The 19,091-nt window shown below is 75.1% G+C and carries 17 protein-coding genes and 2 tRNA genes; 5 read left to right on the forward strand and 14 right to left on the reverse strand.

Features of this window, described 5'->3' with window-relative positions; genetic code table 11:
• Positions 1–34: 34 nt before the first annotated feature.
• From WA616_RS04560 to WA616_RS04570, 3 genes are read right to left on the reverse strand one after another with little or no spacing between them, the layout of a single operon-like run.
• Positions 35–1,396, reverse strand: coding sequence for an FGGY family carbohydrate kinase (locus tag WA616_RS04560; RefSeq protein ID WP_336027711.1), 1,362 nt, complete (start codon positions 1,394–1,396; stop codon positions 35–37).
• Positions 1,393–1,896: an XdhC family protein gene (locus WA616_RS04565; RefSeq protein ID WP_336027713.1), complete on the reverse strand. Its 504-nt coding sequence runs from the start codon at positions 1,894–1,896 to the stop codon at positions 1,393–1,395. The genes WA616_RS04560 and WA616_RS04565 overlap by 4 nt, the downstream gene beginning before the upstream one ends.
• Positions 1,893–2,933 (reverse strand): aldo/keto reductase, encoded by a 1,041-nt coding sequence (locus WA616_RS04570; protein WP_336027715.1) that lies wholly within the window; start codon positions 2,931–2,933, stop codon positions 1,893–1,895. The genes WA616_RS04565 and WA616_RS04570 overlap by 4 nt, the downstream gene beginning before the upstream one ends.
• Positions 2,934–3,033: 100 nt before the next feature.
• Here WA616_RS04570 and WA616_RS04575 point away from each other — a divergent pair, with 100 nt between their 5' ends.
• Positions 3,034–3,576, forward strand: coding sequence for a hypothetical protein (locus tag WA616_RS04575; protein WP_336027717.1), 543 nt, complete (start codon positions 3,034–3,036; stop codon positions 3,574–3,576).
• Here WA616_RS04575 and WA616_RS04580 read toward each other — a convergent pair.
• A complete protein-coding gene (locus WA616_RS04580) occupies positions 3,573–4,391 on the reverse strand; it encodes an alpha/beta fold hydrolase (RefSeq protein WP_336027719.1) in 819 nt (272 codons plus the stop codon). The genes WA616_RS04575 and WA616_RS04580 overlap by 4 nt on opposite strands.
• Positions 4,392–4,482: 91 nt before the next feature.
• Between WA616_RS04580 and WA616_RS04585 the strand changes: the two genes are divergently transcribed.
• Positions 4,483–5,865 (forward strand): cystathionine beta-synthase, encoded by a 1,383-nt coding sequence (locus tag WA616_RS04585; protein ID WP_336027720.1) that lies wholly within the window; start codon positions 4,483–4,485, stop codon positions 5,863–5,865.
• Positions 5,862–7,010, forward strand: a complete 1,149-nt coding sequence (locus WA616_RS04590) for a cystathionine gamma-synthase (RefSeq protein ID WP_336027722.1) — start codon at positions 5,862–5,864, stop codon at positions 7,008–7,010. The genes WA616_RS04585 and WA616_RS04590 overlap by 4 nt, the downstream gene beginning before the upstream one ends.
• Here the strand turns inward: WA616_RS04590 and WA616_RS04595 are convergent.
• From WA616_RS04595 to WA616_RS04635, 9 genes are all read right to left on the reverse strand, one after another.
• A complete protein-coding gene (locus WA616_RS04595; protein ID WP_442901969.1) occupies positions 7,007–7,189 on the reverse strand; it encodes a ferredoxin in 183 nt (60 codons plus the stop codon). The genes WA616_RS04590 and WA616_RS04595 overlap by 4 nt on opposite strands.
• Positions 7,190–7,197: 8 nt before the next feature.
• Complete coding sequence (locus WA616_RS04600; RefSeq protein ID WP_336027726.1) at positions 7,198–8,493, reverse strand: cytochrome P450; 1,296 nt, start codon at positions 8,491–8,493, stop codon at positions 7,198–7,200.
• 91 nt (positions 8,494–8,584) lie between these two features.
• Positions 8,585–9,481 carry a polysaccharide pyruvyl transferase family protein gene (locus WA616_RS04605; RefSeq protein ID WP_336027728.1) on the reverse strand — a complete coding sequence of 299 codons (897 nt, stop codon included), beginning with the start codon at positions 9,479–9,481 and terminating at the stop codon, positions 8,585–8,587.
• Positions 9,482–9,509: 28 nt separating this feature from the next.
• Positions 9,510–9,797 (reverse strand): GNAT family N-acetyltransferase, encoded by a 288-nt coding sequence (locus WA616_RS04610; RefSeq protein WP_336027729.1) that lies wholly within the window; start codon positions 9,795–9,797, stop codon positions 9,510–9,512.
• A gap of 87 nt (positions 9,798–9,884) precedes the next feature.
• Positions 9,885–9,958 (reverse strand) — tRNA-Met (locus tag WA616_RS04615).
• A gap of 150 nt (positions 9,959–10,108) precedes the next feature.
• Positions 10,109–10,182: transfer RNA gene (locus WA616_RS04620), tRNA-Met, on the reverse strand.
• Between the two features lie 59 nt (positions 10,183–10,241).
• Entirely contained in the window at positions 10,242–11,888 is a 1,647-nt protein-coding gene (pgi, locus tag WA616_RS04625) for a glucose-6-phosphate isomerase (protein WP_336027731.1), read from the reverse strand.
• A 185-nt stretch (positions 11,889–12,073) separates the two neighbouring features.
• Positions 12,074–15,061, reverse strand: coding sequence for a UPF0182 family membrane protein (locus WA616_RS04630; protein WP_336028530.1), 2,988 nt, complete (start codon positions 15,059–15,061; stop codon positions 12,074–12,076).
• Between the two features lie 232 nt (positions 15,062–15,293).
• Positions 15,294–16,319, reverse strand: a complete 1,026-nt coding sequence (locus WA616_RS04635; RefSeq protein ID WP_336027732.1) for a YlbL family protein — start codon at positions 16,317–16,319, stop codon at positions 15,294–15,296.
• Positions 16,320–16,422: 103 nt separating this feature from the next.
• Between WA616_RS04635 and WA616_RS04640 the strand changes: the two genes are divergently transcribed.
• Positions 16,423–17,805 (forward strand): zinc-dependent metalloprotease, encoded by a 1,383-nt coding sequence (locus WA616_RS04640; protein ID WP_336027734.1) that lies wholly within the window; start codon positions 16,423–16,425, stop codon positions 17,803–17,805.
• A 170-nt stretch (positions 17,806–17,975) separates the two neighbouring features.
• Here the strand turns inward: WA616_RS04640 and WA616_RS04645 are convergent, their stop codons facing one another.
• The gene (locus WA616_RS04645; RefSeq protein ID WP_336027736.1) at positions 17,976–18,560 is read right to left on the reverse strand and encodes a M48 metallopeptidase family protein; all 585 of its coding nucleotides are present in this window, start codon (positions 18,558–18,560) and stop codon (positions 17,976–17,978) included.
• Positions 18,561–18,931: 371 nt separating this feature from the next.
• On the opposite strand from WA616_RS04645, the gene WA616_RS04650 reads away from it, so the two are divergent.
• The gene (locus tag WA616_RS04650; RefSeq protein ID WP_012950213.1) at positions 18,932–19,084 is read left to right on the forward strand and encodes a DUF5679 domain-containing protein; all 153 of its coding nucleotides are present in this window, start codon (positions 18,932–18,934) and stop codon (positions 19,082–19,084) included.
• Positions 19,085–19,091: the final 7 nt, after the last annotated feature.

The raw sequence follows: 19,091 nt of genomic DNA on the forward strand, positions 1-19,091 counted from the left end.
GCCGTTCCATGCGGCTGCCCGGGCGTCGGCCCGGTCACTCCCGCGGGGACACCGGCTCGCCCGCCGCCCGCTCCGGCTCCACCGCCAACCCGACCCCCCGCCCGGCCAGCACGGCGACCCCGACCGCGGAGGCGCTCCGCAACGCGAGGGGCACCACCGGCCGCCCGAGCAGGTCGGCGAGCACCTGCCGCACCAGCGGGGAGCGCCCGCCGCCACCGGTGAGCACGACCGGCCCGTCCGGCGGCTCCCCGAGCAGCCCGGCGGCGTCGGCGACCGCGGTCAGCACCCCCTCGACGGCGGCGCGGGCGAGGTCGGCGCGCGTGGTGCCCGCCGACAGCCCGGTCCACGAGGCGCGGTCACCCGGACCGGCCACTCCGCCGCGCTCGCCGGTGAGGAACGGCCGGAACACCGCACCCCCGGCGCCCGGCGGCGACGACGCGGCGAGGTCGAACAGGTCCCCGGGGGCGACACCGAGGACGCCGGCCGCCCAGGCCCACGCCGAGCCGCCGTTCTGCAGCGCGGCCATCGCGTACCAGCCGCCCTCGGCGTCGGCGTAGCCGTGCACGGGCGGGTCGTCGGCGGGCGCGGGCGTCCAGCCGGGCCGCAGCACCTGCGCGCCGGTGCCCAGGTTCACCTGCAGCCTGCCGGTGGTACCGGCCGCGAGCAGCGCCAGCGGGGTGTCGGCGCCGCCGACGACGACCGGCACCCCCGCCCCGCCCAGCACCGCCGTCCCGCCCAGCACCGCCGTCCCGGCGACCGCGGCCGAGGACCGCACCGCGGGCAGCAGGCCGGGCGGCACCCCGGCCACGGCCCGGGCGGCGTCGGACCAGGTGTCGGCGACGACGTCCCACAGCAGAGTGCCGGAGGCGTCGCTGCGGTCGGTGACCCGCCAGTCGGCGCCGGGCAGCAGGGTGGCCCGCAGCGCGTCCTTGGGCAGCAGCACGCCGGCCGCGCGGGCCACCAGGTCCGGGCGGTGCGCCGTGAGCCAGGCGAGCACGGGGCCGGTCATCCCGGGCACGAGCGGGTTGGCCAGCGCGGCGCGGGCGGCGTCGGGCAGCGCCCGCCAGCGAGCGACCTCCGCCACCGCCCGCCGGTCCGGCCAGAGCACCGCGGGCGCCAGCGCCGCCCCGGCCTCGTCGACCAGGACGGTGCCGTGCATCTGCCCCGAGAGGCCGAGACCGGCCACCGGGCGCCCGCCCAGGGCGGGCAGCAGCCGGGCGAGGGCGTCGTCGAAGGCGGCCCGCCACGTGCCGACGGCGCACTCGGCCCACCCCTCGTGCGGGCCGTCGACCGGGTAGCCGGCCTCCGTCTCGGCGGCGATCCGGCCGTCCTCGCCGAGGGCCACCAGCTTGAGCCCGCTGGTGCCCAGGTCGGCGCCGAGCAGGACGGCGCTCACCGCGGGCCGTGCGCCGCCCCGCCGCTGCGGCCGTTGCGGTCGGCGAGCAGGCCGGCGAGCGTGCTGAGCGCGATCTCCGCGGGCGCCCGCGAGCCGATGTCCAGGCCGATCGGCCGGTGCACGCGGGCGACCTCCTCCGGCGGCACGCCGAGCGCGGCCAGCGCCGCGACGTGCGGTCCCTCGTGCCGCGGGTTGCCCATGACGCCCACCCAGCGCACCCGCCGGGCGAGCGCGTCGCGCAGCACCTCGCCGAGCTCGGGCCGGTGGTGGTCGGTGACCACGACGTCGGCGTCGGCGAGGTCCTCCGGCAGGTCGGCGAGGGTGAGGACCCCGGCGCCGCGGGCCGGGTCGGGGTCGAGCAGCACCGTGCGGAAGCCGAGCTCCGGCGCCCAGCGCAGCAGCACCTCGGCCACCGGCGAGTCGAACACCGCCACCAGCACCCGGCCCGGCGGCGCCTCCCCCGGCGCCCCGTGCGCGACGCCGCAGGCCGGGTCGGTCACGCCGCGCCCCGCTCCGGGCTGTCGCCGTAGGCGTAGCCCGCGTCGGCGTAGCGGCCGCCGACGGCCACCCCGGGTGGGGCGATCTCGCCGAGCCGGGCGAGGTCCTCGGGCGAGAGCTCCACGGCGAGCGCGCCGGCGTTCTCCTCCAGGTAGGACCGGCGCTTCGTGCCCGGGATCGGGACGACATCGGGGCCCTGCGCGAGCACCCAGGCGAGCGCCAGCTGCCCGGGCGTGCAGCCCCGCTCCTCCGCCATGGCCCGCACGGCGTCGACCAGCCGCAGGTTGGCCGCGAACGCCTCGCCGGTGAACCGTGGGTGGGTGCGCCGCCAGTCGTCCTCGGCGAAGTCGTCGGGGCCGGTGATCGCGCCGGTGAGGAAGCCGCGGCCGAGCGGGCTGAACGGCACGATGCCGATCCCCGCCTCCCGGGCGACGCCGAGCACGGTGTCCTCGCCCGCCCCGCCACCCCCGCCGACCTCCAGGTCCCGGGTCCACAGCGACCACTCGCTCTGCAGCGCCGCGATCGGGTGCACCGCCACCGCGCGCCGGACCGACGCCGCCGACGCCTCCGACAGCCCGAGGTGGCGGACCTTGCCCTGCTGCACGAGCTCGGCCATCGCCCCGACGGTGTCCTCGATCGGCACCCGCGGGTCCACCCGGTGCTGGTAGTAGAGGTCGATCACGTCGACGCCCAGCCGCCGCAGGCTGGCCTCGGCACAGGCCCGCACGTTCTCCGGCCGTCCGTCGATGTCCATGCCCCCTGAGCCGTTGCGGCGCAGCGAGAACTTCGTGGCCAGCTGCACCTCGTCGCGCCGGCCGCGGATCGCCTCGCCCACCAGCTCCTCGTTGTGCCCGTCGCCGTAGACGTCGGAGGTGTCGAGGAAGGTGATCCCGAGGTCGAGCGCGCGGTGCACGGTGGCGATCGACTCGTCGCGGTCGGCGGCGCCGTACATCTGGCTCATGCCCATGCAACCCAGTCCGAGCGCGGAGACGACCAGGCCGTCCCGGCCGAGGGTCCGGGGAGACGCAGGAGAGGTCATGCCCCGCATCCTCGTCCCGGCCGCCGACGGGACGCCACCGGCCGTTTCCCTCGGGGTGGCCCGGGTAGCCGCCCGGGGTCGCGACTCCCCGGGAGGACCCATGAGCCCGCGCCCCGCCCCCCGCACCGCCCGCCTGCTCGGGCTGGCCAGCCTCGGCCTCGGCACCACGATGCTCGTCGACCCGCGAGGTGTGGCCCGCTTCGCCGGCGTCGACGACTCCCCCGTGGCGCTGCCGGTCGTCACCGCCGTCGGGGCCCGGGAGCTGGCGCACGCCGCCGGCCTGCTCGCCGGGCGCCCGGGCTGGGCGTGGACCCGCGTGCTCGGCGACGCCGTCGACCTCGCCGTCATGGGCGTCGCGCTGCAGAACCGCCGCGGCGACCGGCACGAGCGGCTGCGCACCGTTCTCCTCGGCGCGTCGGTGCTCGCGGCGGTCGACCTGCTCACCGCCCTGCGCTCGCGCCGCCGTCGCGGCTCCTCCGACGGGCGGGCCGGCAGCCCCACCCCCGTGCAGCGGCGGGCGGCGGCCCCGGGACTGCTGGCCCCGCTGGTCGACGTCCGCCCCGCGCTGGCCGGCGTCGCCCGGCAGCCGGTGCGGCGGCCGGCCGGGACCGACGCCGCCGCCGACGTCCCCGCGGGGAGCTAGTCCGCCGCGGTCAGGAACGCGTCGACGACCGGCGCGAGCTCCGGGGCGGCGAACACGTCGTAGTGGGTGCGCCCCGGCAGGACCGCCAGCCGCGACGCCGGCCGGCCCGAGCCGTCCCAGCCGGCGTCGCGCAGCCCACCGCCGAGCAGGGCGAAGAACTCCGCCGCGTGGGCGGGCGGGATGGCGTCGGCGTCGCCGTAGGCCAGCAGCACCGGCAGCGTCAGCGCGCGGACCTCCTCGGTCCAGTCGTAGTCGCCGCTGATCAGCGCGCCGGTCTTGTCCATCAGGGCCGGGAAGGCGTCGACGTCGGGCGCGACGGCCGCGTAGGCCTCGTACATCGGCGTCTGCCGCATCCAGTCCAGCCCCGCTGAGGACACCGACTCCTGCCCCGCCCGGACGTCGGGGAACCAGCCGTCCCGCCGGCAGGGCGCCGACACCACGACCAGCCGGCGCACGGCCTCCGGGGACCGGATCGCCGTCCGCAGCACCACCCCGCCGCCGAGCGAGTAGCCGAGCAGGTCGGCCGGGCCGGGGCCGAGGGAGCCGACCAGCGCGGCGACGTCGTCGGCGAACGCGTCCCAGGTGAAGGGCCGGTCGACGTCCGCGGTGTGCCCGTGCCCCTGCAGCTCGACGGCGACCACCCGCCGCCCCGCGGCCAGCCGCCCGAGGACGTCGCCGAACATCTCGACCACGCCGAACCCGCCGTGGACGACGACCAGCGGCGGACCGCCCTCCCCGACGCTGCGCCAGTACATCCGCACGCCACCGGTCACCGGCGCGTACCCCTCCTCGACCCGCGGGCCCGTCGTCGTCATGCCGCTACGACGCCGCGGGCAGCCGGGACTCATCGGTGGTGGTGGGATGGGGGCAGCGCGCCCGACCGGGGCGCCGGGCGAGGAGGTCCGCGTGCAGTACGCCGAGTCCGTCGTCGACCTGATCGGCGGCACCCCGCTGGTCCGGCTGTCGTCGGTGACCGCCGACCTCGGCCCGGACGCACCTCTGGTGCTGGCCAAGGTCGAGTACATGAACCCCGGCGGGTCGGTGAAGGACCGCATCGCCGTGCGGATGGTCGACGCCGCCGAGGCCAGCGGGGAGCTGAAGCCGGGCGGGACCATCGTCGAGCCGACCAGCGGCAACACCGGCGTCGGCCTGGCGCTGGTCGCCCAGCAGCGCGGCTACCGGTGCATCTTCGTGTGCCCCGACAAGGTCAGCCAGGACAAGGTCAACACGCTGCGGGCGTACGGCGCCGAGGTCGTCGTCTGCCCGACCGCCGTCGACCCGTCCGACCCGCGCTCCTACTACTCGGTCTCCGACCGGCTGGCCCGCGAGACGCCCGGCGGGTGGAAGCCCGACCAGTACGCCAACCCGGCCAACCCCCGCTCGCACTACGAGACGACCGGGCCGGAGATCTGGGAGCAGACCGAGGGGAAGGTGACCTGCTTCGTCACCGGCGTCGGGACGGGCGGCACGATCAGCGGCATCGGCCGCTACCTCAAGGAGGCCTCCGGCGGCCGGGTGCAGGTGGTCGGCGTCGACCCCGAGGGGTCGGTGTACTCCGGCGGCACCGGCCGGCCCTACCTCGTCGAGGGCGTCGGTGAGGACTTCTGGCCCGAGGCCTACGACCGGTCGATCGCCGACGACATCGTCGCCGTCTCCGACGCCGACTCCTTCCGGATGACCCGCCGGCTGGCCCGCGAGGAGGGGCTGCTCGTCGGCGGCTCGTGCGGGATGGCCGTCGTCGGCGCGCTGCGCGCGGCCGAGCAGCTGGGGCCCGACGACGTCGTCGTGGTGCTGCTGCCCGACGGCGGCCGCGGCTACCTCAACAAGATCTTCAACGACCGCTGGATGGCCGACTACGGCTTCCTCGACGTCGCCACCGGCGAGACGGTCGGCGAGCTGCTGCACGGCAAGGGCGGGGAGACGCCGGAGCTCGTGCACACCCACCCCAACGAGACCGTCCGCGACGCGATCGACATCCTGCGCGAGTACGGGGTCAGCCAGATGCCGGTGGTCCGCGCCGAGCCCCCGGTGACCGCCGGCGAGGTGGTCGGCTCGGTCGACGAGAAGGTGCTGCTCGACGCGCTGTTCGCGGGCCGCGCCTCGCTGTCGGACCGGGTGGAGAAGCACATGTCCGCGCCGCTGCCGATCATCGGCTCCGGCGAGCCGGTGAGCGCCGCCGTCGCGGAGTTCGGCGAGGCCGACGCGCTCGTCGTGCACGTCGACGGCAAGCCCGCGGGCGTGGTCACCCGCCAGGACGTGCTCGGCCACCTGGCGGGGGTGACCCGGTGACCGAGTTCCCCGGCTTCGACACCCGCGCCATCCACGCCGGGCAGGACCCCGACCCGGCCACCGGCGCGGTCGTCGTCCCCCTGCACCTGGCCACCACGTTCAAGCAGGACGGCGTCGGCGGGCTGCGCGGCGGCTACGAGTACGCCCGCAGCGCCAACCCGACCCGGGACGCGCTGCAGGCGCTGCTGGCGTCGCTGGAGGAGGGCACCGCGGGGCTGGCCTTCGCCTCCGGCCTGGCCGCCGAGGACACCCTGCTGCGCACCGTCTGCGCGCCGGGCAGCCACGTCGTGCTCGGCGGGGACGCCTACGGCGGCACCTTCCGGCTCATCTCGAAGGTGGTCTCGCGCTGGGGCGTCGAGCACACGCCGGCCGACCTCAACGACGCCGACGCGCTGCGCGCTGCCATCCGCCCGGGGTCCACCCGCGTCGTCTGGTGCGAGACGCCGACCAACCCGCTGCTCAACGTCGCCGACATCGCGCGCACCGCCGAGATCGCGCACGAGGCCGGCGCGCTGCTCGTCGTCGACAACACCTTCGCCAGCCCCTACCTGCAGCGGCCGCTGACGCTGGGCGCCGACGTCGTCGTGCACTCCACGACGAAGTACCTCGGCGGGCACTCCGACGTCGTCGGCGGGGCGCTGGTCGTCCGCGACGGCGACCTCGCCGAGCAGCTGGCCTACTCCCAGAACGCCATGGGGGCGGTCTCCGGGCCGCTGTCGGACTGGCTGGTCGTGCGCGGCATCAAGACCCTCGGCGTGCGGATGGAGCGGCACCAGGCCAACGCCGCCCGGATCGCGGAGTACCTCTCCTCGCACGCGGCCGTCTCGCGGGTGCTCTACCCCGGCCTGCCCGACCACCCCGGCCACGAGATCGCGGCCCGGCAGATGTCCGGGTTCGGCGGGATGCTGTCGTTCCGGCTGGCCGGCGGCGAGGAGGCGGCCCTGCGGGTCTGCGAGCGGGCGCGGCTGTTCACGCTGGCCGAGTCCCTCGGCGGCGTGGAGTCGCTCATCGAGCACCCGCACCGGATGACGCACGCCAGCGCCGCCGGCTCCCCGCTGGAGGTGCCGGGCGACCTGGTGCGCCTGTCGGTGGGCATCGAGGACGCCGACGACCTGCTCGCCGACCTCGAGCAGGCCCTCGGCTAGGCGTCCTCGAGGAGGCTGATCGCCCCGGTCGGGCACTGCGACACCGCGTCGCGCACGGCGGCGGCGTCGTCCGGCCGCTCCTGCAGCACCCGGACGGCGCCGTCGTCGTCGACCTCGAACGCGTCGGGCGCGAGCAGCTCGCACGAGCCCGCCCCGACGCACACCTCCCGGTCGGCCACGACCCGCATCAGCGGTCCCCGCCCAGCCGCGCCGGCAGCCGCTTGAGGCCGTTGACGAACGACGACGCCAGCCGGTGCGGCGGGCCGGTGACCTCCAGGTCGGGCAGCTGGTCGAACACGGCCCGGAAGGTCACCTGCAGCTCGCGGCGGGCCAGGTGCGCGCCGAGGCAGAAGTGCGGCCCCTTGGACCCGAAGCCAACGTGCGGGTTGGGGTCGCGGCCGACGTCGAAGCGCTGCGGGTCGGCGAAGACCTCCGGGTCGCGGTTGGCGGCGGCGTAGAACAGCAGGAACTTCTCCCCCGCGGCGAAGCGGTGGCCGTTCAGCTCGCCGTCCTGCGTGGCGGTGCGGCGCATCCAGGTCACCGGGCTGACCCAGCGCACGACCTCCTCGACGCCGGTGCGGTCCAGCGCCGGGTCGGCGGCCCAGCGCGCCCACTCGTCGGGGTGCTGCGACAGCGCCAGCAGGCCCTGGGAGATCGCGTTGCGGGTCGTCTCGTTGCCGGCGACCAGCAGCAGGATGAAGAACGAGGCGATCTCCTGGTGCGACAGCCTCTCGCCGTCGACCTCGGTGCTGACCAGCGCGGTGGTGAGGTCGTCGCGCGGCTCGGCCAGCCGCTCGGCCGCCAGCCGCTCCATCAGGGCGGCCATCTCCATGCCCGCGGTGAGGAAGGCGGTCAGCGGGTCGTCGTTCTCGATGAGCTCCGGGTCGCCGCCGGACAGGATGACGTTCGAGTTCGCCAGCACGGAGGCGCGGTCGGCCTCCGGGACGCCCATCATGTCGCAGATGACCCGCAGCGGGATCGGCGCGGCGATGTCGGCGACGACGTCGATGCTCCCGTCGCCGGCCTCCGCCTTCGCCCGGGCGCGGACCAGGACGTCGTCGACGACGGCGCGCACCGAGTCCAGCGTCCGCTCGAGCATCCGCGGCGTGAACGTCTTCGACACGATGCGGCGGATCTTGGCGTGCCGCGGGTCGTCCATGCTGATCAGCGAGCCGTAGAACTCGTTGAGGTCGGCCGGCACGTCCTGCATGGACACCGCGCCCTTGCCGGAGCAGAAGACGGCCGGCTGGGAGCTGATCGCCTCGAGGTCGGCGTAGCGGGTGACCGCGTGGTAGCCGGGGCCGGGCGGGAAGCCGGGGATGTCGGGCTCGGCGAAGAAGGCGAACGGGCGCTCGCTGCGCAGCCGGTCGAAGGCGGCGTGGCGGTACTCCGGCGGGGTCGTCCACCAGTCCCGGTCGGACAGGTCGACGGTCGCCAGGTCGACGTCGCCTGCGTCGGCCGGGGGCACGGCTGCGATGGTCACGGGACGACTCCCTCGTCGAAACGGTCACCTCTGACCGCACGCTAGAGAGGACCGGGTGTGAGGGGCAACACACCCGGGCGCGTCGGACGGCTCAGGACCGGCCGAGTCGCCCGCCGAGCCAGGCGCGGGCCTCCACGCTGCCGCGCCGCCCGCGCTCGCGCGCCCCGGCCACCGCGCCGTCGAGCTCGCCGGACAGGCAGCGGGCCAGCGCGGCGTCGAGGGCCGCGGCGCCGACCTCCTCGGCCGGCACCACGAGCGGCCAGCCCAGCGCCCCGGCCTGCCGGGTGACCTTGGCGCCGCCGGCGATCGGGTCGCAGGCCACCACCGGCCGGCCGGCCTTGAGGCCCAGCACCAGCCCGTGCAGCCGCATGCTCACCACGACGTCGGCGCGGGCGATCAGCGCCTCCACCTGCGCGGGGCGCCGCGGGTGCGGCTTCTCGTACATGTCCATGCCGAGCTCGAACCAGGGCAGCTGCCGGTCGGCCAGCCACTCCTCGATCTCCTCGCGGACGCCCTCGGCACGGCTGCGGTCGCCGTACTCGGCCTGCGCCGGGGTGAAGGCCACCGCGACCACCGGCGCGGTGGCGGCCGGGCCGTCGGCGGCGAGGTCGGGGCGGGCGATCCCGTCGGCGTCGCGCTCCCACACCTCGTCGAACAGCGCCCGCCCGGCCTCCTCGACCACCGAGACGTTGACGGCGAGGCGGCGGCAGCCGGCGAAGGCGCCCGTGAGCTCGCGCAGCAGCGGCGAGTCGCGGACCGGCCCGGTGACGAAGACCAGGTGCGTGTACGCGGCAGGGTCGGCGTCGCGCCAGTCGACGCCGCGGCCGTCCGCGCCGCCCTCGAGGAACGGCGCGACGGCGACGTCGTACGGCACGCCCAGCTCGGTGAGCCAGCCGGCGACGACGTCCCCGCCCAGTTCGTCGCCGACGGTGGCGATCACCTCGTCGAAGCTGAACCACCCGGCCACGAGGACGCGCACACGGTCCACCCAACCAGGCGGGCCGCGGCGTCGCGCGTCAGGAGTCGCGCGCGACCAGGTCGCCGTACTCCGGGTGGCGCTCGATCCAGCCGCGCACGAAGGAGCACTGCGGGACGACGGCGCCGCCCCGGCTCCGCACGTCGTCCAGGGCGGCGCGGACGAGCTTCCCGCCGAGGCCCGAGCCCTCGGAGTCGGGGTCGATCTCGGTGTGGGTGAAGACCACCGTCTCGCCGCGGCGCTGGTAGGCGGCCAGGCCGAGCAGGCGGTCGCCGTCGCGGATCTCGTAGCGGTCGGCGTCGGGGGCGTCGTGGACGGTCGGCTCCATGCCGTGCGCCAACCGGCGCCGGGCCGTTCCTGTTCCGGGACGACGACGAGGGCCCCGGAGCGGTGTGCTCCGGGGCCCTCGTGCCAGTAGCGGGGACAGGATTCGAACCTGTGACCTCTGGGTTATGAGCCCAGCGAGCTACCGAGCTGCTCCACCCCGCGTCGGTAGATCCCACTCTACACGTGCTCCGGGGCTCCTCGGCGCGGGCCTCCGGTGACCTCCGTCGCCCTCCGCCCGGCACGGCCCCCAGGGCCGGCCCCGGACGCGGCGAGGGCCCCGGATCGGGTGATCCGGGGCCCTCGTCGTGCGAGTAGCGGGGGCAGGATTCGAACCTGCGACCTCTGGGTTATGAGCCCAGCGAGCTACCGAGCTGCTCCACCCCGCGTCGGTGAGACCACTGTACCCCGCGGGGACGGCGACCGCAGACGGGGGTCGCCGGGCCGGTCAGGCCGGCCGGCCCGCGCCCTCCCGCAGCAGCCGGACCAGCGCGTTCGTCGAGGAGTCGGAGTCGTAGTCGGGCGCACCCTCGCTCTGCAGCTTCGGCGCCAGCTCGTTGGCCATGACCTTGCCGAGCTCCACGCCCCACTGGTCGAAGCTGTTGATCCCCCACACCACGCCCTGGGTGAAGACGCGGTGCTCGTAGGCGGCCACGAGCTGCCCCAGCGTCGACGGCGTCAGCTTCGGCGCCACGATCGCGTTGGACGGGTGGTTGCCCGGCATGACCTTGTGCGGGACGACGTCGGCAGCGGTCCCGTCGGCGGCGACCTCCTCCGCGGTCCGGCCGAAGGCCAGCGCGCGCGGCTGGGCGAGGAAGTTGGACAGGAACAGGTCGTGCATGCCGTCGAGGTCCCTGCCGTGGGCGAGGTCGTTCGGCTGCGCGAAGGCGATGAAGTCCGCCGGCACGAGCACCGTGCCCTGGTGCAGCAGCTGGTAGAAGGCGTGCTGGCCGTTGGTGCCGGGCTCACCCCAGACGATCTCCCCGGTGGCGACGTCGACCGGCGACCCGTCGAGGCGCACCGACTTGCCGTTGGACTCCATGCACAGCTGCTGCAGGTAGGCGGGGAACCGCGCCAGGTACTGCGAGTAGGGCAGCACGGCCTGCGTCTGGGTGCCGAAGAAGTCGACGTACCAGACGCTGATCAGCCCGAGCAGCGCCGGCAGGTTCTCCTCCCAGGGCGCGGTGCGGAAGTGCTCGTCGACGGCGTGGAAGCCGTCGAGCAGCTCGCGGTACCGCTCCGGGCCGATGGCCACCATGAGCGACAGCCCGATGGCCGAGGTGAACGAGTAGCGGCCGCCGACCCAGTCCCAGAAGCCGAACATGTTCTCGGTGTCGATGCCGAACTCGGCGACCTTCTGCGCGTTGGTCGACACGGCGGCGAAGTGCTTCGCCACCGCCGCCTCGTCGCCGCCGAGCCCCTCGAGCAGCCAGCGCCGTGCCTCGCGGGCGTTGGTCAGCGTCTCCTGCGTGGTGAACGTCTTGGACGCGACGATGAACAGCGTGCTGGCGGGGTCGAGGTCGCGGGTGGCCTCGGCGAGGTCGGCCGGGTCGATGTTGGACACGAACCGGACGGTGATCGACCGCTCGGAGTAGTCGCGCAGCGCCTGGTGGGCCATCGCCGGGCCGAGGTCGGAGCCGCCGATGCCGATGTTGACCACCGCGCGGATCCGCTCGCCGGTGTGCCCGGTCCACTCCCCTCCGCGCACCCGGTCGGCGAAGGACGCCATCCGGCCGAGCACCTCGTGCACCTCGGCGTTGACGTCGTGCCCGTCGACGTCGAGGCCGCTGGTCCGCGGGTCGCGCAGCGCCACGTGCAGCACGGCGCGGTCCTCGGTGCTGTTGACGTGCTCGCCGCGGAACATCGCCTCGGTGCGCTCCCGCAGGCCGGCGGCGTCGGCCAGCGCGGCGAGCAGGCGCACCGTCTCGCGGGTCAGCCGGTTCTTGGAGTAGTCGAGGTACAGGTCGCCGGCCGTGACGACCAGGTCGGTGCCCCGCTGCGGGTCCTCGGCGAAGAGGTCGCGCAGGTGCCGGTGCCCGATCTCGCCGTGGTGCTCGGCCAGGGCCCGCCACTCCGGGGTCTCGCTGATCCGCATGTGTCCTCCTGCTCGCGCGCGTCGGCCGCGTACAGCCTTCCCTAGCGGCCCGCGGGCGGCCATGCGGCCCCGGACGGCAGGCGGCTCCGGACGGCAGGCGGCCCCGGACGGCAGGCGGCCCCGGACGGCAGCGGGCCCCGGCCCTCGCGAGGAGGACCGGGGCCCGGACTGCCGTGCCGGAGACGTCAGCCGGTGGGCGACGCCGGGGCCGCCGAGCCCGCCGCGGCCTGCGCCGCCTCGTAGGCCTCGACGGCGGACTGCAGGTCGGCCAGCGCCTGCCCCTGGGCGGCGAAGTCGCCCGAGCGCTGCGCGTCCTCGAGCCGCTGCAGGGCCGCGTCGAGGTCGGACACCGCCTGGTCGAGCTCCGGCGTCGACGTGCCACCGCCGTCCGGCGGGGTGGTCGGGTCGGCCGGCGCCGACGGGTCGGCCGGCGGCGTCGTCGGGTCGGCCGGCTCCTGCGGGTCGGGCGTGGTGTCCGCGTCGTCGGAGTCGGTCGCGGTGTCGCCCGCGCCGGCGCCGAACACCTGGTCCAGCGCGTCGGAGAGCGTGTCGGCGTAGCCGACGCGGCCGCCGTAGTTGACCAGCACCTTGCGCAGCAGCGGGAAGGAGTTCTCCCCGGTGCCCTCGACGTAGAGCGGCTGCACGTAGAGCAGGCCGTTGGCGCCGATCGGCAGGGTCAGCAGGTTGCCGAACACCGCCTGCGAGTCCTCGCTGTTGAACAGCGTGAGGTCGCGGGCGACCTGGTCGTTGGTGTTGAACGACTGCTGCACCTGCTGCGGCCCGCGGAACGGGGTGTTGCCCGGCAGCTGCAGCACCTGGATCGACCCGTAGCTGTCCGGGTCGCTCGACGCGGAGATGAACGCCGAGAGGTTCTGCCGGCGGAAGGCGTTCAGCGCGCTGGTGAGCTGGAACGTCGCGCCGTCCTCCCCCGGCCGCGCGGCCAGGATGTAGTACGGCGGCTGCGCCTCACCGGTGGCCTGCGTCTCCTGCGACTGCGTGGGGTCGGTCGGCACCGCCCAGCGGTCGTTCTGCTGGTAGAAGTCGCTCGGGTTGCTCACGTGGTAGCGCGTGAGGATGTCCCGCTGCAGCTTGAACAGGTCCTCCGGGTACCGGACGTGGCTGACGAGCTCCTCGCTCATGTCCCCGCGCGGCTGGATGACGCCGGGGAACGCGGCCTCGTAGGCCTTGAGGACCGGGTCCTCGGTGTCCCACTCGTAGAGCCGCACGGTGCCGTCGTAGGCGTCGACGGTCGCCTTGACCGAGTTGCGGATGTAGTTGAACTGCTCGTTGGGCAGCGCCGTCGTCCCCTGGCCGGTGAGCGCGTCGGCCGCGGCCTCGCCGAGCTCCATGCGCTCGGAGTACGGATAGGCGTCCGACGTCGTGTAGCCGTCGAGGATCCAGGTGACCCGGCCGTCGATGACCGCGGGGTACGGGTCGCCGTCGACCTCGAGGAACGGCGCGGCCTTCTCCACCCGCTCGCGCGGGTCGCGGACGTAGAGGACGCGGGAGGCGTCGTTGACCGCGCTGGAGAGCAGGAAGTTCCGCTCGCGGTAGTAGATGGCGAAGGTCAGCTGCCGGAAGAAGCTGCCGATCGCGACGCCGCCCTCGCCGTCGTAGGTGTTGTTGACCTCGCCCTCGGAGCCGTCCTCGGGCCGGTCGAACTCCTGCGGGTCGGCACCCTCCGGCGCGCCGACCACCGAGTAGTCCTCGATGAGCTCGCCGTAGTAGATGCGCCCCTGCTCGACGTCGATGTCGCCGACCGTCGGCAGGTCCCGGCTGGTGAAGTTGGGCTCGCCGCCCTCCTGGCCGGTGACCACCTGGTTGGCCGGCGCGGCCACGAAGCCGTTGCCGTGGGTGTAGACGGTGTGCCGGTTGATCCAGGTGTCCTGGTTCTCCGACAGGCTGCCGCTCTCCAGCTCGCGGACGGCGACCACGTAGTCGCGCGTCTCGCCGTCGACCGTGTACCGGTCGATGTCGAGCTTGTCGGGGAAGCCGTAGACGTTGCGGATCTGCTGGCGCGCCGTGAACGTGTCGGACAGGACGTTGGGGTCCAGGAGCCGGGCGTTGGGGATCGTCGCCTGGTCGTCGCGCAGCTCACCGGAGGCGGCGTCGGTGTCCGCGTTGTCGCCGGTGGTCTGCTGCGCGTAGTCGATGTAGTCGACGTCGGTGAGGTCGTAGGCCTCGCGGGTCGAGGTGATCGCCCGCTCGATGTAGGCGGCCTCCCGCTCGTTGGCGCTGGGGCGGACCACGAACTGCTGCACGATCGCGGGGTAGGCCACGCCGATCACCAGGCTCGACAGCAGCAGCAGGACCAGCGCCGCGGCCGGCAGCCGGAAGTTGCGGACGACGACGTTGGCGAAGAACGCGATGGCGCAGAACGCGGCGGCGAAGACCAGGATCGTCTTGGCCGGCAGCAGCGCGTTGACGTCGGTGTAGCTCGCGCCGCTGAACAGCTCGCCGCGGTCGGAGTAGACGAGGTCGTAGCGGTCGAACCAGTAGGCGACGGCCTTGAGCGCCACGAACAGGCCCAGCAGCACCGACAGCTGCACCATCGCCGCGCCGGTCAGCTTCTGGCCCGGCGTCTGGAGCCGCAGCCCGCCGAAGACGTAGTGCGTGAGCAGCGACCCGATGAGCGCCAGCAGCACGATCGCGAAGCCGAAGCTGATCAGCAGCCGGTAGAAGGGGTACTCGAAGACGAAGAACGACAGGTCGAGCCCGAACTGCGGGTCGACGGAGCCGAAGGGCACCGAGTTGCGGAAGGTCAGCCAGGTCTCCCAGCTGCCCTGCGCGGTGAACCCGGCGAACAGGCCGACGACGACGGCGACGGCGGTGAGCACCAGGGTGCGGCGCGGCTCGAGCGACTGGCGGTAGCGCTCGAGGTTCTGCTGCTCCAGCGACATCGGCCGGAAGGCCGGGCGGAACCGGTAGGCGAGGTACACGGCCAGCGCGGTCAGCCCGCCGGTGGCCACGCCGGCCACGGCGAACAGCAGCGCGCGCGTCTGGAGCTCGGTCCAGAACACCTCGGTGAAGCCGGTCTCGTCGAACCAGAGGTAGTCGACGTAGACGTTGGTCAGCGTCCCGATGGCCGTGAACAGCACCAGCAGCACGGCGATGGACCCGATGACCACCTTCGCGCGCCGTGACAGCGTCGGCACGGACACGGGGGGCCGCATGGCCACGAGCGGTCTCCTTCAGTTGCAGGTGCGGGGCACACCGGGAGGTGCGTTCCCGCGGTGGGGCGACCGCGTGCGGTCGGACGCGCGCCGCCGCGACGGCGCGGACACCGGTCCGCCGGACGGCCCGGTGTCGCCCCGACCAACGTCCGGCGCGGCACCGGGTTCCCCGGCGGGGCCCGTGCTGGCCGACAGCATCCCCCACGCGGGGCGTCCCGTGCCGGGGCCGGGGTCAGCAGCCCTGCGGCGTGCGCCCGGCGCGGACGTCCTCGAGGGCGGTGAGCGCGTCGTCCAGCGTCGCCACCCGCGCCAGGGTCAGGCCGGCGGCCGGGGAGCCGAGCGCGTCGGCGCAGTTGTCGGCCGGCACGAGGAACAGCTCGGCGCCGATCTCCTGCGCCGCCACCATCTTGAGCTGGATGCCGCCGATCGGGCCCACGGTGCCCTCGGCGTCGATGGTGCCGCTGCCGGCCACCACGGCGCCCTCGGTGAGGTCGGTGTCGCCGACGAGGTCGAGGATGCCGAGCGTCAGCATCAGGCCCGCCGAGGGGCCGCCGACGTCGGCCACGTCGATGTCGACGTCGAAGGGCGCCGAGGGCTGCTCGGTCACCAGCACGCCCAGCACCGAGCCCGCGCGCCCCTCGGCGGCCGCCGTCGTCAGGGTCGCGGTCCCCGGCTCGCCGAGGCGGGTGTAGCCCACCTCGACCTCGGTGCCGGGCGCGATGCCGCCGAGGACGGTGGTCAGCGCGGCCGAGTCCGGGGTGGCCTGCCCGGCCACCGACTCGATCGCGTCGCCCTCCTCCAGCAGGCCGTCCGACGGCGAGTCGTCCCCGGACAGCCCGCGGACGACGACCTTCACCGGGTAGCCGAGTTCGCCGAGCGCCGCGGCCTCGGCCGACTCCTCCGAGGTGAGGAAGGCCTGCCGGTTGGCCTGCTCGATCTCCTCCTCGGTCTGGTCGGGCGGGTACACCGACTCCTCGGGGACGACGCTGATCTCGTCGTCGAACCAGCCGCGGACCGCCTCGACGAGGCTCAGGCCCGCGCGGCTGACGCCGACGGTGGTGAGGTTCAGGTTGCCGCTGACCTCGTTGCGGTCGCGGCCCCGGACGCTGATCACGGGGTCGCCGTCGATGTCGCCGAGGGTGTTGAAGGTCGGGCCGGGCACCTGGGCCACGTAGGGCACCGGCAGCGCCGCCCCGAGCACGCCGGCCACCAGCAGGAGCACCACACCGACGGCGAGGACGGCGACGCGACGGGTCACGACCGGCCAGCCTAGGTGGTGATGCCGGCGGCGTCCGCTGACGGCGGACAGCGGGGCCCCCGATCCGCCCGCGACGGGGTGATCACGCGTCTACCGTGGGGGCATGAGCGACGTGCCGTTCGGCTTCGGGCTCCCCGACCGGGACCCCGAGCGCCGCGACCAGCCCAGCCCGAACGACCCGTTCGGGTTCTCCGCGCTGTTCGGGGCCGGTGGCGCCGGGGGCACGCCGGAGGAGCTGCTGGGCAAGATGCCGCTGTTCGCCGAGCTGCAGAAGCTCATGAACTGGTCGGGCGGCCCGGTGAACTGGGACCTCGCCCGCCAGGGCGCGATCAGCGGGCTGGCCACCGGCACGCAGCCGACGTCGGAGGCCGAGCGCGCCGCCGTCGCCGAGGCGCTGCGGCTGGCCGACCTGTGGCTGGACCAGGTGACCGACCTGCCCTCCGGCGTCGACCGGGCGGTGGCCTGGTCGCGCGTGGAGTGGGTGGAGCAGACGCTGCCGGCCTGGAGCCGGCTCATCGACCCGCTGGCCGAGAAGGTCGTCGCGGCGATGACCAGCGCGCTGCCGCAGGAGGCCATGGCGATGGCCGGGCCGCTGGCCGGGATCATGGGCCGGATGGGCGGGCTGATGTTCGGCGCCCAGGTCGGCCAGGCGATGGGCCGGCTGGCCGGCGAGGTGCTCACCGGCACCGAGGTCGGGCTGCCGCTGGCGCCGGCCGGGTCCGGGGTGCTGGTGCCGCAGAACGTCGCCGCCTTCGCCGAGGGTCTCGACCGCCCGGCCGACGAGGTGCGGCTGTTCCTCGCCCTGCGCGAGGCGGCGTCGCTGCGGCTGTTCGCGCACGTGCCGTGGCTGCGCCAGCAGCTGCACGACGCCGTCCACGCCTACGCGCGCGGGATCACCATCGACCGCGAGGCGATCGAGCGCGGGCTCAACGACGCGATGGGCTCGATGGGCGGCGGCTTCGACCCGTCGAACCCCGAGGCGATCCAGGAGCTGCTGGGCAGCGGCCTGCTCGAGCCGGAGGAGACGCCCGAGCAGCAGATGGCGCTGCGCCGGCTGGAGACGCTGCTCGCGCTGGTCGAGGGCTGGGTGGACGCCGTCGTCGCCGCCGCGGCCGGCGAGCGGCTGCCGGGGCACGGCGCGCTGGCCGAGACGATGCGCCGGCGGCGCGCCTCGGGCGGTCCGGCCGAGCAGACGTTCGCCACGCTCGTCGGCCTGCAGCTGCGCCCACGCCGCCTGCGCGACGCCGCGACCGTGTGGGGCGCCATGTCCCAGCGGTACGGGTCGGCCGAGCGCGACCGGCTGTGGTCGCACCCCGACCTGCTGCCCACGTCCGACGACCTCGACGAGCCGCTGGACTTCGTGGCCCGCCAGGGCGTCGACGACGAGCTGCGCGCCCTCACCGAGGAGGCCGAGGCACAGGGCGGTGCGGCCGACGACACGGACGACCCGGCCGACGGTGCGGAAGGGGACTCCCCCGCCCGCTGAGTCGACGAGCGGGGGCCCGAGGCCTCCGCGAGGGGAGCTCGCAGCGGCTCAGCGCGTCGATCGGCCTCGGTGCAGGGGCCCGCGCCGAGCTCGCGAGGCGCGGGGGGCACCGAGGTCCGTCCGGGAACCTGGCCGCGGTGTGATCCGGAGGATCACGATGTCACCGCGACTCAGTCGACGAGGTCGTCGTCCCCGGCCGGGGCGGGGCCGTCGGCGCGGGCGGACTCCACGCCCTCGAGGAACCCGCGGGCCCGCTCGGCCTGCGGGTAGCGCGCCACCAGCGCCCAGAAGCGGGCGTCGTGCGCGGCCTCCAGCAGGTGCGCCAGCTCGTGGACGAGCACGTAGTCGACGACGTAGGCGGGCATCGTGCGCAGCCGGCTCGACAGCCGGATGCTCCCGTCGGACGGGGTGCACGAGCCCCAGCGCCGCTGCTGGTTGTCCACCCACCGGACGCTGGCCGGGCGGGCGGCGCCGTCGAGGTGCGCCTCCGACAGGGCCCGGGCCCGGGCCATCAGGTCGTCGTCGCCGCCCATCGACCGGCGGCGGCGCTCCTCGCGGGTCTGCAGCTTGGCCACCATCTGCGCCACCCAGCGGCGCTCCTCCGCCGGCGTGAACGCGGCGGGGATGAGCACGACCGTGCGACCGGACTCGCGGTAGGCGGTCACCGTGCGGCGGCGCCGGGCGCTGCGGCGGACCTCGATCGGCCCGAGCGCGGAGGCCGGGTCGTTCGAGGAGTCGGGGGTCGTTCCGGGCACGGGAGGACCGTAGTTGCCCGCCCCTCCCCGACGCGCCCGGGGGAGCCACCCGCTCGGGTACGAGTCGCACGGACGGTGGACAGCCGGGCGCCCCGCCGGGCCGTCCGCCGTCCACAGCTCCGGCAGCGGCGTCATCGCAGGTGACGACCCCGTTCCCGACGGTGAGGCCGGCTCCCTCCCCCGCCCCGTCCCCGGTCCGCGCACAGCGACACGCCGCCGGGTCCCCACGCCGCCCACAGGGTTGTCCACAGGCTGTGGGGAACCGGCCGCCCGGGACCGCCCGCCGGGCCGGGGCGGACGATCCCGTCCGGGTAGCGTTCCCCGCGAGGGCGCCCGGAGCGGGGGTCGAGCATCCGGAGGGGAGACGGACCGTGGCGGAGAGCTACAACGGCTACTGCGTGAAGTGCAAGGAGAAGCGGGACTTCGACGGCGAGGTCAAGGTCAGCGAGTCCGGCCGCCGGATGGCCCAGGGCACCTGCCCGGTCTGCGGCACCAAGATGAACCGGATCCTCGGCAAGGCCTGACCGGCCT

The sequence above is a fragment of the Geodermatophilus sp. FMUSA9-8 genome, assembly GCF_037034165.1.
In the GTDB taxonomy this organism is placed as follows: Bacteria; Actinomycetota; Actinomycetes; order Mycobacteriales; family Geodermatophilaceae; genus Geodermatophilus; species Geodermatophilus nigrescens.